The sequence below is a fragment of the Pseudoalteromonas sp. PSi26 genome (assembly GCF_054960575.1).
Map to the genome: position 1 here is coordinate 219,140 of NZ_JBHNYT010000008.1, position 13,064 is coordinate 232,203.

At 38.6% G+C, this 13,064-nt stretch carries 12 protein-coding genes and 1 pseudogene; 8 read left to right on the plus strand and 5 right to left on the minus strand.

The window, feature by feature from the left end:
* From ACFI34_RS11215 to ACFI34_RS11235, 5 genes are read left to right on the plus strand one after another with little or no spacing between them, the layout of a single operon-like run.
* Positions 1–1,971 (plus strand): heme lyase CcmF/NrfE family subunit, encoded by a 1,971-nt coding sequence (locus ACFI34_RS11215; protein ID WP_462673544.1) that lies wholly within the window; start codon positions 1–3, stop codon positions 1,969–1,971.
* On the plus strand, positions 1,968–2,537 hold the full coding sequence (locus ACFI34_RS11220) for a DsbE family thiol:disulfide interchange protein (RefSeq protein WP_462673545.1): 570 nt from the start codon (positions 1,968–1,970) through the stop codon (positions 2,535–2,537). The genes ACFI34_RS11215 and ACFI34_RS11220 overlap by 4 nt, the downstream gene beginning before the upstream one ends.
* On the plus strand, positions 2,537–2,998 hold the full coding sequence (locus tag ACFI34_RS11225) for a cytochrome c-type biogenesis protein (RefSeq protein ID WP_462673546.1): 462 nt from the start codon (positions 2,537–2,539) through the stop codon (positions 2,996–2,998). The genes ACFI34_RS11220 and ACFI34_RS11225 overlap by 1 nt, the downstream gene beginning before the upstream one ends.
* Entirely contained in the window at positions 2,999–4,249 is a 1,251-nt protein-coding gene (gene ccmI / locus ACFI34_RS11230) for a c-type cytochrome biogenesis protein CcmI (RefSeq protein ID WP_462673547.1), read from the plus strand.
* Positions 4,250–4,258: 9 nt separating this feature from the next.
* Positions 4,259–4,990 carry an MlaA family lipoprotein gene (locus tag ACFI34_RS11235; protein WP_462673548.1) on the plus strand — a complete coding sequence of 244 codons (732 nt, stop codon included), beginning with the start codon at positions 4,259–4,261 and terminating at the stop codon, positions 4,988–4,990.
* A 63-nt stretch (positions 4,991–5,053) separates the two neighbouring features.
* Here ACFI34_RS11235 and ACFI34_RS11240 read toward each other — a convergent pair whose 3' ends face one another.
* Entirely contained in the window at positions 5,054–6,277 is a 1,224-nt protein-coding gene (locus tag ACFI34_RS11240) for an EAL and HDOD domain-containing protein (protein ID WP_462673549.1), read from the minus strand.
* A 331-nt stretch (positions 6,278–6,608) separates the two neighbouring features.
* On the opposite strand from ACFI34_RS11240, the gene putP reads away from it, so the two are divergent.
* Positions 6,609–8,087: a sodium/proline symporter PutP gene (putP, locus tag ACFI34_RS11245; RefSeq protein WP_462673550.1), complete on the plus strand. Its 1,479-nt coding sequence runs from the start codon at positions 6,609–6,611 to the stop codon at positions 8,085–8,087.
* A gap of 70 nt (positions 8,088–8,157) precedes the next feature.
* Here putP and ACFI34_RS11250 read toward each other — a convergent pair whose 3' ends face one another.
* On the minus strand, positions 8,158–8,472 hold the full coding sequence (locus ACFI34_RS11250; protein WP_008127619.1) for a YebG family protein: 315 nt from the start codon (positions 8,470–8,472) through the stop codon (positions 8,158–8,160).
* A gap of 317 nt (positions 8,473–8,789) precedes the next feature.
* On the opposite strand from ACFI34_RS11250, the gene ACFI34_RS11255 reads away from it, so the two are divergent.
* A complete protein-coding gene (locus tag ACFI34_RS11255) occupies positions 8,790–9,086 on the plus strand; it encodes a ComEA family DNA-binding protein (RefSeq protein ID WP_462673551.1) in 297 nt (98 codons plus the stop codon).
* 10 nt (positions 9,087–9,096) lie between these two features.
* Here the strand turns inward: ACFI34_RS11255 and ACFI34_RS11260 are convergent, their stop codons facing one another.
* From ACFI34_RS11260 to ACFI34_RS11270, 3 genes and pseudogenes are all read right to left on the minus strand, one after another.
* Positions 9,097–9,399 carry a DUF6170 family protein gene (locus ACFI34_RS11260; protein WP_248519234.1) on the minus strand — a complete coding sequence of 101 codons (303 nt, stop codon included), beginning with the start codon at positions 9,397–9,399 and terminating at the stop codon, positions 9,097–9,099.
* A 5-nt stretch (positions 9,400–9,404) separates the two neighbouring features.
* Entirely contained in the window at positions 9,405–9,923 is a 519-nt protein-coding gene (dsbB, locus tag ACFI34_RS11265; RefSeq protein ID WP_462673552.1) for a disulfide bond formation protein DsbB, read from the minus strand.
* 282 nt (positions 9,924–10,205) lie between these two features.
* Positions 10,206–11,137: pseudogene (locus ACFI34_RS11270) on the minus strand (integron integrase).
* Positions 11,138–11,756: 619 nt separating this feature from the next.
* On the opposite strand from ACFI34_RS11270, the gene ACFI34_RS11275 reads away from it, so the two are divergent.
* The gene (locus ACFI34_RS11275) at positions 11,757–13,049 is read left to right on the plus strand and encodes an HNH endonuclease (protein ID WP_462673553.1); all 1,293 of its coding nucleotides are present in this window, start codon (positions 11,757–11,759) and stop codon (positions 13,047–13,049) included.
* The last annotated feature ends 15 nt before the right edge of the window (positions 13,050–13,064 follow it).

Consider the following 13,064-nt stretch of genomic DNA (forward strand, 5'->3'; position numbering starts at 1 on the left):
ATGATCCCAGAAATTGGTTATTTTTCTTTAACGCTCGCCATGGTGCTGAGCGTTTTATTATGTATTTTTCCACTTTGGGGCGCGCATACAGGTAATCTTCGCTTAATGCGTGCTGCCCCCTCTTTAGCTATTGGTCAGTTTGCGTTTGTATTAATTTCGTTTGCTGCGCTTATTTATGCAAGTTTAACTGATGATTTTACCGTATCTTATGTGGCGTATCATTCGAGTAGCACACTGCCATGGTATTACAAAATAACATCGACTTGGGGCGGTCATGAAGGAGCAATATTGCTTTGGTTAGTGATGCAAGCAGGTTGGACTGCTGTTGTTGCTGCTCGCTCAAAGTCATTACCTTGGGTTCTACGTGCCCGTGTTTTAGGCGTGCTTGGTTTTTTAGGTGTTGGTTTCATGATGTATACCTTACTATTGTCAAGCCCATTTGAACGTTTACTTCCCTATTTCCCGGTAGAAGGGCGAGATTTGAATCCGCTTTTACAAGACCCCGGTATGATCATTCATCCGCCATTACTGTACATGGGTTATGTTGGCTTATCGGTTGCTTTTTCGTTTGCAATTGCAGCACTTTTAACAGGTAAGCTTGATAACACGTGGGCTAAATGGTCACGTCCGTGGACAATGACCGCGTGGGGTTTTTTAAGTTTAGGTATTACTATTGGCAGTTGGTGGGCTTATGCAGAGCTTGGCTGGGGTGGCTGGTGGTTTTGGGATCCAGTAGAAAACGCGTCCCTTATGCCCTGGCTTGTTGCAACCGCTTTACTTCATTCGCTAAGCGTGACAGAAAAGCGCGGCATTTTTAAATCGTGGACCGTATTACTGGCAATTGCAGCATTTTCGTTAAGCTTGCTGGGAACGTTTATTGTGCGTTCAGGTATTATTGTATCAGTTCATGCGTTTGCAACTGATCCCGACAGAGGCCTGTTTATACTCGCTTTTTTAGGAATAGTTGTTGGCGGTGGTTTAGCGCTTTATGCATTACGCGTATCGCAAGTTCATAGCGAAGGACGCTACAAGTTTGTATCGCGCGAAGTGGCTTTATGGCTAAACAATATCTTTTTAGTTGTGGCGACCTTAATTGTATTACTGGGTACTTTATTGCCTATGGTGCACAAAGAAATGGGCTTGGGCAGTATTTCTATAGGTGAACCGTTCTTTAATAAAATGTTTGCAATACTACTTGTGCCATTTGCTATTTTAATGGGCATTGGTCCTTTTTTGCGCTGGAAGCAAAACAAATGGGCGTTTTTGCAAAATAAAATTGTTGTAGGTATTTTGGCCAGTGTTGCGATCACTTGTGTGTGGTTGTTCTCAGCTTACGACGAAGTGACACCACTTACGCTATTAGCGACAACGCTGGGTGTGTGGGTTGCCGTTTCAACCTTGATTGACATTTACACTAAAGCTGCGGTGCATGGCACACTGAAAGAAGGGTTAAAACGCTTAGGTGTTAGTTATTGGGCAATGGTGCTAGGCCACATTGGTATGGCATTTGTTATTGCAGGCGTTGCGTTAACCTCAGCGTACTCTGTTGAGCGTGATGTATCGATGAAGAAAGGCGATATAGTGCAACTTAATCAATACAACTACCGCTTTGAAGGCGTTAAAACAATTCGTGGACCTAATTATAGTGGCCATGCTGGTGTTGTTACGGTGCTAAAAAACGATGATGTAGTCACTCGTTTGTACGCTGAAAAACGTAAATACGATATTGGCATGCAATTTATGACAGAAGCCGCCATTGATGCTGGTTTTACACGTGATTTATACCTTGCTCTCGGTGAGCAATTAAGCCAAGGGGCTTGGTCGCTTCGCATATACCATAAGCCGTTTGTGCGTTGGTTATGGATCGGTGGTGCATTAATTTCACTTGCAGGGTTTATGATTTTGTTTGATAAACGTTACCGTACATCTGCAAAAACAGCTCGAAAAGCGGCAGCGGAGAGCGTGTTATGAACCGTAAATTGTTAGCCATAGCGCCTCTTTTAGCCTTTGCTTTTATTTGTATATTTTTATACCAAGGGCTGTTTGCAAACCCACGTGAAATACAAACAGGGCGAATTGGCCATGAAATGCCGGCTTTTACCCTTCCTGATTTAATGCAAGACAATAAGCAATGGACCAACGAAGCGTTAAAAGGCGAGGTTTATTTATTGAATGTTTGGGGCACTTGGTGCCCAACCTGCTTAGCCGAGCTGGGTTACTTAACAAAGTTGCGAGAGCAAGGCGTTAAAATTATTGGCTTGTATTATGTGCAAGGCTACGACGCCGACTTTGATGGTCCTTTTGATATGCAAGCCTTACGTACTGAAGTACAAGATATGCTCAAGCGTGCCGGTGATCCTTATCAGTTTAATATTTTGGATTTACACCGCACTCTGTCCTTAGATTTGGGTGTATCGGGTGCGCCAGAAACATTTTTAATCGATAAAAACGGCACCATTTTGCTACACCATACCGGTGATATTAATCCACGAGTATGGCGTTCTAAATTTGCACCTATGATGCAGGAGCTAAAATAATGAAGTGGCTATTGTTTTCACTCAGCCTTTTACTGACTACGAGTGTATTAGCGCAAACTGATCGCTACGTATTTGATACCGACGAGCAAGCGGTTCGTTTTGAAGAGCTTACAAAAGAACTTCGTTGTCCTAAATGTCAAAACCAAAATATTGCAGATTCAGACGCTATTGTTGCCAAAGATCTTCGTGAAAGAGTGGTAGAGCTAGTTAAAGAAGGCAACACAAAAGATGAAGTTATTGACTACATGATTGACCGCTATGGTTACTTTGTTCATTACGACCCACCTGTGACACCTGCAACACTGGTGCTTTGGGTATTGCCGGTACTCATTGTTATTGTTGGATTTGGTTTTATTGTAATTCGTCAGCGTAAAGCGTCTGTGAAGCAGACCTGGAGCAACCAAGATGAAGTACTTTTAAATAAACTAATTGAACAAAATAAACGTCAGGAGCAAAGTTAAATGATTTTAATGTGGGCGTGTTTTGCTTTACTCACACTGATTGCACTGGCGTTTGTTATGCTGCCTTTTTTGCAAAAAGAGCGTGTTAAAACAATTACTCATAACGCAAATGCCGAGCTTATAAGTATTTATGAACAGCGTTTGGTTGATTTAAAGACTGATTTAGATAACCAACGTATTGATGATACTAACTACTCTGAATCGATAGTTGAACTAAAACGCCGTTTGCTTAATGAGCTTTCTCCAGAAAAGTCATTAATTAGCAAAGGTAACAACCGTATTTTTGCCCTGACAGGGGGCGCATTTGTTATTGCACTAAGCGGTATTTTTTATAGTTTAACGGGTAGTCAACAGCAAATTTCAGCATGGCACGATGCCATGGATAACCTGACCGAATACGGTGAGCGCGCTGTGATGCAAAAAGGCGAGCAGCTTACTCAAAACGAGCTACAAGCATTTGCACTGGCGTTACGCACCAAGTTAAGCCGTTCAGGCGATGACGAAATGGCATGGATGTTACTTGGTCGTGTTGCTATGTCACTGAATGAATTTGATATGGCTCAGCAGTCATTTGATAAAGCACTGCGCATGAACCCTGATAATAAACAGGTGTTAATAAGTTACAGCCAAATTTTGCTACTTGAGGGTAGCGAAGCGAATATGACGCGTGCAGCGGGTATGTTGTCTAAAGTATTAAACGCAGAACCGACTAACTTAGATGCTATTTCGTTATTGGCGCTCATTGCTTACGAACGAAAAGACTGGCCTCAAGCTAAAGCCGCCTTTGAAGTATTGCTAGCCAGTATGGAAAAAAATGATTCTCGCTATGGTTTAATATCTCAGCGTATTGCAGATATTGAACTGCAAATGCAAAGCGAAGGCTCGGTAATGCCAGTAACTAAAGCCAACAGCATTGCTGTTACCGTAAATGTTGTCAGTGAGCTTATAAATAAACTGCCTGAAAAGGGGACTTTATTTGTATTTGCAAAAGCGGCAAATGGTTCGCCAATGCCGATTGCTGCTGTAAAACTCACTTCATATTCATTCCCTGTTACAGTTGAGTTAAACGATAGCACTGCCATGGTTGAAGGTATGAACTTGTCTAGCGCAGAAGATATTATTATATCGGCGCGTATTTCGCTTGATGACTCTGTTATGCCAAGTTCAGGTGAATTAGAAGGGCATTCTGGCTCATTAAAGCGTGAAAGTGTAAGTGAATACCAACTTAAAATAGATACATTAATACCTTAAGGACGAAAAATGTTAAGACAAAGTTTAGCTTTTTTAAGCTTTTTGATACTGGTCGGTTGTGCGCAAGTACCAGAAAGCAAAATTGATGAAAGAGATCCACTGCAAAGTATTAACCGTCCGTTATATGACTTTAATATGGATGTTTTAGACGCTTACATACTTCGCCCAGCAGCGGTTGGTTATGTTGCTGTGACTCCTGTGCCTGTGCGTCAAAGCATTGTTCACTTCACTGATAACCTAACGGCACCGGTTGATATGGTAAATGCGGGGCTACAGGGTAAACCGGGTAATGCAAGTGTTAGCCTTGCGCGCTTTTTAGTGAATTCTACCGTGGGCATTTTTGGTATTTTTGATGTAGCTAGCTCGCTTGGTTTAAATCGAGTAGATGAAGATTTTGGCCAAACAATGGGTGTATGGGGCATTGGTGATGGTGCATATTTAATGTTACCTGCAATGGGGCCTACTACAGCAAGAAACTTAACCGGTGACGTAGTAGACAACTTTGTTCTGCCTGAAATTGCCTTAACTACGCCACAAACGGTGCTAGTATTTGCGTTAAAAGCGGTAGAGGCGCGTGCTTCATTAATGGCGCAAGAAGGGCTTTTAAATGACTCACTTGACCCCTATTTATTTGTAAAAGATATTTATTTTCAGCGTCAGTTATTCGAACTTTACGATGGTAACCCGCCAATTAAAGAAGAGCCTGCCGACTTTGATGAAGACTTTTTAGAAAGTTTATAAGCCAAATCAAAATAAAAACGCCAGCTTAATGCTGGCGTTTTTTATAATATTGCTTAGCAAGTATTAGGTATTAACCATCAAGCTCATTTGCTCGTTCACCCAACTAAGTGCCTCGTGATACGCATCAGGTACTTTATCGGCAATATTAAGTGCTGTTGAAATGTCGTTTGCTTGTGACCAATCAGCCTTTTCGTAATGTTTAACAAGGTTCAAGTATTGCGCTAATAACCCCTCGTTATCTAACAGAGCTGCCTTAATATCGTTAGACAAAGGAAGCTTTTGCATCACGCTTTGCATACTTTCATCTAAAATGGCATCCATTAACGACATCATACCGGTTAAAAATGCCATGCCGGTATCTTTCATTTGGCCATGTGAAATAGCTAACAGCTCACAAAAGCGAGCGCGTGTAAGTGATAGCCTAATTAACTCTACCGGTTTATCAGCCGAGACTTGTGCAGCAAATAACAAAGAGAGAAGTTTTTTGATCTCTTGGGCACCTAAAACAATAAGTGCTTGTTTTATAGTGCTTATTTCAGCTCGTCGTGCAAAAGCTGCTGAGTTTGAGTATCGGAGCAGTTTGTAAGATAGGTTTACGTCGCGCTCAAATACATCGGTGATTTTTTTTAGGTCCATTTCTACACTTGACGTTTGGTAAAGTAATTCTGCAAGCGCCATTTCTGATGGTGGTAACGCTTTACTTTGCACCATTTCTGGTTTTGAAAAGAAAAACCCTTGAAAATAATCAAAGCCAAGCTCTAACGCTAAGCTGTATGTTTCGTACGTTTCTACTTTTTCAGCTAAAAGCTTTATATGAGGGTGCGCCTTTAGCTCTTTTATAATGGTTTTTATTGTTGCTAAATCACACGTTAAAAAGTCGATTTTAATAATATCAATAAACGGATAAAAGTGGCGCCACACCGGCTGGTGAATGTAATCATCGAGCGCGATGGTGTAGCCTTTGTCTTTGAGGTTTTTAACAATCGCAAGTAAACGTTTACCCGGTTGAATTGTTTCAAGTATTTCTACAACAATAGTGTCTTTACCCAACAGGGTAGGGTAACCCTTAAGTAAGGTTTCTAGTGTAAAGTTAATATAAGCGGGTTTATTATCGGTTAAGTCTTCTAAACCAAAGTTAAACTGACTGCCTTCAATTAAGCGAGTAGTTGCTTCGTCACCATCTATATTGGGAAATACATTATCTACGCCATCACGAAATAAAAGCTCATAACCAATAAGCTCTTTATCACGATTTAAAATAGGTTGGCGCGCAGCATAAAAATACATAAAAAAATCCGTGTCAGTCGAGTCAGTCGCTATTGTAATAATATATTAGAAAACATACAAAATAGCATGCTGTATATTTTACTAAATAATAAAATATCATTATTAAATAAAAGCGTTTGGCTATTTTTTACGTGTAAAAAAGTTTTTTTAGCAATTGTTTTCAATATGATTATTTTTAAACTAAGAAAATACAACAAATAGAGATTTTTGTTACAAGCATGATATAGTCCGAAGGAATGCTTTTATCCTAATAGTGACTTTATTATAAAATTTTAAGAGTCAATATTCGGATCAAAAGCCTGCTACTTTTAATTGTTTTATGGAGGCGAATTTGGAAACAGGAATGATCATTTCATTGTCACTATATTTTGTTGTTATGTTAGGTATTGGTTTATATGCCTATAAGCAGTCAACAAGTGATGTTTCTGGTTATATGCTGGGTGGTAGAAACTTGTCGCCAAGTGTTGCAGCACTCTCAGCGGGTGCTTCAGATATGAGTGGCTGGATTTTAATGGGGTTACCTGGCGCCATGTTTGTTACTGGCTTAAGTAGCACATGGATTGCATTTGGTTTAATTGCCGGTGCATGGTTAAACTACTTTTTAGTCGCGCCGCGTTTAAGGGTTTACACTGAAAAAGCGAATGACTCTATTACCATCCCTGATTACTTTTCTAATCGATTTAACGATAAATCAAATTTACTCCGTGTTGTGTCGGCTGTTGTAATTATTGTGTTCTTCACACTGTATACCTCTTCAGGTGTTGTTGCCGGTGGTAAACTATTTGAGAGCTCATTTGGCTTAAGCTACGAAATGGGGCTGTATATCACAACGGGTGTTGTTGTTTTGTATACACTCTTTGGCGGCTTTTTAGCGGTTAGCTTAACTGACTTCGTGCAAGGCTGTATTATGTTTATTGCACTTATTTTGGTACCCGCTGTAGCTTACTCTTTATTAGAGCAACCACTGCAGTCAACCCTAAACAGTGTTAATCCAGATATGCTAAGTTGGATAGGTGCGGGGTCTGCGCTAGGTATTATTTCAGCAATGGCGTGGGGCTTGGGTTACTTTGGTCAACCACATATCATTGTTCGCTTTATGTCGGTGCGCAGTGTTAAAGATATGCCAACAGCACGTCGTATTGGTATGTCTTGGATGATTGTCGCTGCAATTGGTGCGGTAGGCACGGGTATTTTTGGTGCAGCATACACTTATGAAAATAATATAGTTGTGGATGATCCTGAAACTATATTCTTGATCCTGTCAGAGCTGTTGTTTCATCCACTTATTGCTGGCTTTTTACTTGCGGCAATATTAGCTGCAATAATGAGTACAATTTCGTCTCAGCTATTAGTAAGCTCAAGCTCACTAACTGAAGATTTTTACAAAACATTTTTACATAAAGAAGCCAGTGACGCAGAGCTTGTACTAGTAGGGCGTATTAGTGTGTCTATTGTGGCAATACTTGCTATTTACCTCGCATACGATAGAGACAGCTCTATTTTAGACTTAGTAAGTAATGCATGGGCAGGCTTTGGTGCTGCATTTGGCCCGCTTGTATTGTTTAGCCTTTACTGGAAACGTATGAACTTTGCGGGAGCGCTTTCAGGCATGGTTGTGGGTGCAGTTACTGTTTTGCTATGGATTTACGGCCCATTCACAATCAACGGTGAAAGTTTAAGTAGCGTAATGTACGAAATTGTCCCAGGCTTTATACTTGCAAGTATTGCTATTGTAGTTGTAAGTTTAGCAACCAATGAGCCTAACTCAGATATAACAACGTTATTTGATGAAGTTGAAAAAGAGCTTTAATTAATATTCGTTTTTATAACAGCTAAAAAAAGGGAGCAACTAAGTTGCTCCCTTTTTATTTGCAAAATGTTTAGCTTGCTTGTTTGGCGTTGTTATCGTCAATAGATGCAACGTTATCTGATTTTTTATTTTTACTTGCCGCTTTAGTCGTAGGCTCTTTGGCACCTTTAAGTACCGACATAAAGTCGTCTTTACTTTTTGCTATTTCTAACGCAAGCGATTCTATTTGTTGCTCACTCAATGGCACGTCTACTTTTTCTAGCATCAGCTCAAGTGATTCTGCTATGTCTAGCATTTTGTCATAGGCATCAGCTTCTTTTTTAGTAGTAAACGTCATACGCTCGACTCCGTTTCGTTCTACAACATATTTAACAACAACAGCCATGATTTCTCCTGCAAACTTGCTTGGCACTGTGGTTTATAAAAAACCATAAGATTACTGTTTTTATATACAGTAAAGGTTTGCAAGTAAATATGCAAGCGCAGAGTTGTAATTTTTAAGTGTCTTAAATTTGACAAAAAACGGTAACTTAACTTTATTTAATATATCACTTGGTTGTACCAGCTGCATTTTAAGGATTTCGGAGAAAAGTGATAATGCATTTAGGTACTTCCAAAGTGACTAGCCTCGCGTTTGTCATTTATGGTCTTCCCTAATAATTAAAATAAATATGTTCTAAAATGGACAATAAGGACGATAAAATGAAAACGTTTAAACTTTTACTCATAGCAAGCTTGTTAAGCATTCTACCGGTTACTACCTCTTACGCGCAATTACCTGAAGTGAGCAAATCTATGGCTCCCATCGAAGCGGTAAGTATTAATGATGCAGATGCAAAAATGTTGGCTAAACTTCCTGGAATTGGTAAAAAGAAAGCACAAGCAATAGTAAATTACCGAGATAAAAATGGTGTATTTACAAGCCTTGAGGACTTAGCCAAAGTGAAGGGGATTGGCAAAAAAGTAATGGATAAGTTAGAAGGAAAAGTTAAACTTTAGCAAAAGGGCGCTAAGCGCCCTTTTCATGTTGTTGTAGTGCTTCGTTTAAGTTTTTTCTGGCAAAATTTATATCGACCGGAGCGGTTAATAACGGATAAAAAAGCCCACCGAGTATTAAAAAGGGAATGATTATCCAACCTTCAAAAAGTGTAAATATTAAAAATAACGGGCTTAATAGCAATATTTTGATAATACGCAGTAATACACGGTCGGTAGGTGACAGCATTGATAAAGAACGTGCTATTACAAGCTGTCTCTCGCGTATTTTTAAATGTTGCAACTGTTTAAGTTGACTAGAAAAAAAGGTAAACATAATTATTAAACTGTTCTTTTTAGTATCAAGCGACTACCTAATACAATAAAAAATGTTATGACGAATAGCCCAAAAATAATTTCCATCCAAGCCGGCATACTGAGCGATAAAAACTCCCAATCTATGTTACCGCAATCGCCAGTGGCTTCAAAAAAACTCGGTATCCATTCATGCAGCGGCATAAACGATGGAAAGTTAGGTTCAAACTCGCAGCTAAACGCAAACGGATCTGTTGTCGTTTGCATATCTATGTGCTCACGGGCAATTAAATACCCCCAAATGCTCGATACTCCCCAAGCAATATAAGCAACTATACGCATTATTTTACTTTGTGGATTAATTGACCCAACAATACCTGCGCCAAGTAATCCTAACACCGCGGTACGTTGATAAATACACATAATGCAGGGCGCTAACCCCATTTTATACTGAAAAAGCAATGCAGTTACTTCTAGCATAAAAACAATCGCAGTGAATAGAAGCCAAGGTGTTCGTTGAGTCGGTAAATGCGCAAGCCAGTTCATAAAAAGTCCGCTAATAAATAAGGCGTTAGATTATGACGCACGAAAAAGTACGCGGCAACAAAAAGAGGTATATTAAAAGTTTTATTGTTACCCTTTAAAAAATGTGTTTGCACTCTAAAAGGCTATGTTGAAATACTCGGTGATATGCTTTTATGCATATTGTGGTTTTGATGGATTTACATTCTTGCTACTGGAAAATATGTGCTTTGTCCATTTGTTTGCCTCATGGTGGGTTTTACGCTAGAAAATTTTGCTTAATGGGCTAACAACACCGCTTGCCCCTTACTGTAAGACATGAGTGTAAATCTGCGTGGTTTTAACATCTGTATAACCTAACTGAGCTTGCACCGTTCTTATATCTGCTCCACCTTGTAATAAGTGTGTTGCAAAAGAATGACGAAAGGTACGAGGCGTCACAATCTTTATAATATTGGTTTGCTTTAATGCCTTTTTAACCGCTTTCCTAACACATGTTGGATGGAAGTGATGACGCCGTATCTCGCTAGTTTCTGGATCACTTCTTAATTTATAAGAAGGAAATAAGTATTGCCACGCGAGTGATTTGTTAGCTGACGGATATTTACGGGCTAAAGCGTTTGGCATCCATACGCCTGCGTATTGTTCGTTTTGTAAATCTAATCGCAAATATTCTTCAACTTGCATTATTTGATTTCTAAGTAACAGGAGCAACTCAGTTGCAAGGGTAACGATACGATGCTTATTGCCTTTCCCGTTCCAAACTTGAATACATTTATAATCAAAATCAATGTCTTTTACTCGCAGTTGCACAGCTTCCATCACTCGCAAGCCACTACCATACATCAACCCCACGATTAAGTAATATCGTTTCGATAAATGAATCATCAATTGTTTGACCTCATCGGGTGTCATTACAACAGGCAATTTGGGTTGTCGTTTACTTCGAGCAAAGTTCAAGTTTAACGAAAGTTCATTTTTGACAATATGTACTTATATAAAAAAGCTAGTGCATTTAAAGCTGCACTTTGTGTTTTAGCTGACATGTTACGTTTTAATACAATATGGTCTAAAAACGCTTCGACTTCTGAATTTCCCATTGAGCTTGGGTGGCGTTTGTTGTGAAAGTGAATAAAGTTTGCGATCCAACTCAAATAAGCATTAATAGTTCTTAGTGAATACTGTCGAGTGAGCATATAGTCCGCAATGTAATTTAAATACGCAGAGCGAGTTTTCATTTTCAATCCATCGAATTGGTGCTGTATGTATATACAGTTACAGCTCAGTCGCTCGCATAGTCAAGAAAACAACCCAGTCGCTCGTTTTATACTGAGAAGAAAACGCGCATGTATGAATTTTAATAACACTGGCAATTAGTTGGCAAGTTTGTTAAAAATAAACCAATAAGAAAACGAGCTACGCTATGGTAGAAATACGCGCGATTAGCTCGCTATAAACATGTGTAGTGGCATAGTTAATTGTCCATTTGAAAGGTGGTGAACAGGCTCAACAACCAAATTCTCAACAATCATCTAATGCAAATAAAGTAGACTTAGAAGCTTTGTCGAGCACAGTAAAGCAATCGATAACATCTGCATCTGAAGTCTGTAAAAGTGCGACCAGCACTTTCATTTCAAAAACAAGTGAACTTCGTGGCTCTAAAAAAGTGTTAGTTGCCCAGAACAGGTAATAAGATGAGTCGCTGTTTTTTCATTTTGTTTTTATTGGAGGGAGCATAGAAAGCTTTATCGGTGAATTGATAAGTGCAGATGCTCCCTATTTCTGTTCCATTACAGGAAGCATTGCCTGTGTTAATCATGGCTTTGAATGGTTCCGTGAAAATATATTTGGATAAAAATGAATAGATCAGAGTTTTCATACAAAAAGGGTGTCTTCATTTGGCATAGGCAGAATGGCCGATGCGGCTCATGTGGGAAAGAAATTTACGCCAAGGAATTTGCAGTTCATCATGTTTTAAATTGTAAGGATGGAGGTAAAGGACATATAGATAATGGTGTATTACTATGTTGCGAATGCCATGATAATGTCCACGGCAATGCAAGATTCAGAGAAAGTATTTTAGTGCCACGAAGTGATTTTAGATATGCAAATTGGGATGCTTATGCTGAAACAGAATACAAACGTAAAATAGAAAGAATAACAGCTGGAGTAAGAAAGAGTGAAGCTATTCTAAGTGCTACAGATAATTTTTTTGAAAATAAGAAAAAGGCTAAGGATCTTGTGTTTGAAGCTTTAGGTGACTTAAAGTCTCAAGTTTTTTTCAAAGATGATAAAACCCTTATAAAGCAAAATATAGATAACGTCTTCAATAAAATAAAAGAACTCGAAGCTGAGAAGAAAAAACATCATGAAAAATATTTAAAAGAAGTAAAAAGTAACTTTGATTACTGTTTACCAAAATTAAAAAATATTGAAAATAATCTCAATAAATATGCGGATTTAAAAAAGTTACGTGAAGATTTGAAAGCTGTTCAAAGCTATATGAAGGGTAAAAAATTTACAAAAGAAAACAGGGAGTTGCTGTTTAAAACAATCGGGTCTCTTTTTGATAAAATGCACAAGATTTCTCAAGAAAAGCAAAGGGATTATGAAATGGAGTGCGAGAACAATAAAGCACATACATTAGATATGATTAATGGTTTCCTCGTACTTGAAAACTCAGACTTTAAAGAAAAGAGAAAGCATTTAAAAAAAGCCCAAGATTATATGAAAGGCAAAAAATATAAAAAATCAGACCGAGATTATATTTATAAAAAAATTCAAGGTTATTTTGATGATGTATTTAAAATGCAGAGCAAAGTAAAAGCTCGAAAGCAAAGGGAATGGGAAGAAAAGCAAATAGAATACAAGAAAAGGCAAGCTGAACGAGAAGAAAAGCAGCGTGAATGGAAAAAGAGATTAAAAGAAAATATTCAAAGAACAAAGGCTGGAATATCTAAGTCTGAAGATTATTTATCCTCTTTGGAGGGTAGGCTATCAGATAAAAGATCTAAGCTCAGTTCTATTTCAGAAAAATGGAAAAGTGACTTCTTAGATCAAATGCGGTCTTTAGAAAGTAAAATAGCAGATGTAAAAGATCAAATTTATACTAAAAAACAAAAACTACGAGACATGGAATCAAAAATTTAGCGCAATATAATGCAT

What these genes read in the sequence shown, in the direction of transcription:
- ACFI34_RS11220 (WP_462673545.1), top strand. Translation starts at nt 1,968, where the DNA reads ATGAACCGTAAATTGTTAGCCATAGCGCCTCTTTTAGCCTTTGCTTTT.
- ACFI34_RS11235 (WP_462673548.1), top strand. Translation starts at nt 4,259, where the DNA reads ATGTTAAGACAAAGTTTAGCTTTTTTAAGCTTTTTGATACTGGTCGGT.
- ACFI34_RS11275 (WP_462673553.1), top strand. Translation starts at nt 11,757, where the DNA reads ATGAATAGATCAGAGTTTTCATACAAAAAGGGTGTCTTCATTTGGCAT.
- ccmI (WP_462673547.1), top strand. Translation starts at nt 2,999, where the DNA reads ATGATTTTAATGTGGGCGTGTTTTGCTTTACTCACACTGATTGCACTG.
- ACFI34_RS11250 (WP_008127619.1), bottom strand. Translation starts at nt 8,472, where the DNA reads ATGGCTGTTGTTGTTAAATATGTTGTAGAACGAAACGGAGTCGAGCGT.
- ACFI34_RS11225 (WP_462673546.1), top strand. Translation starts at nt 2,537, where the DNA reads ATGAAGTGGCTATTGTTTTCACTCAGCCTTTTACTGACTACGAGTGTA.
- ACFI34_RS11255 (WP_462673551.1), top strand. Translation starts at nt 8,790, where the DNA reads ATGAAAACGTTTAAACTTTTACTCATAGCAAGCTTGTTAAGCATTCTA.
- ACFI34_RS11260 (WP_248519234.1), bottom strand. Translation starts at nt 9,399, where the DNA reads ATGTTTACCTTTTTTTCTAGTCAACTTAAACAGTTGCAACATTTAAAA.
- dsbB (WP_462673552.1), bottom strand. Translation starts at nt 9,923, where the DNA reads ATGAACTGGCTTGCGCATTTACCGACTCAACGAACACCTTGGCTTCTA.
- ACFI34_RS11240 (WP_462673549.1), bottom strand. Translation starts at nt 6,277, where the DNA reads ATGTATTTTTATGCTGCGCGCCAACCTATTTTAAATCGTGATAAAGAG.
- ACFI34_RS11215 (WP_462673544.1), top strand. Translation starts at nt 1, where the DNA reads ATGATCCCAGAAATTGGTTATTTTTCTTTAACGCTCGCCATGGTGCTG.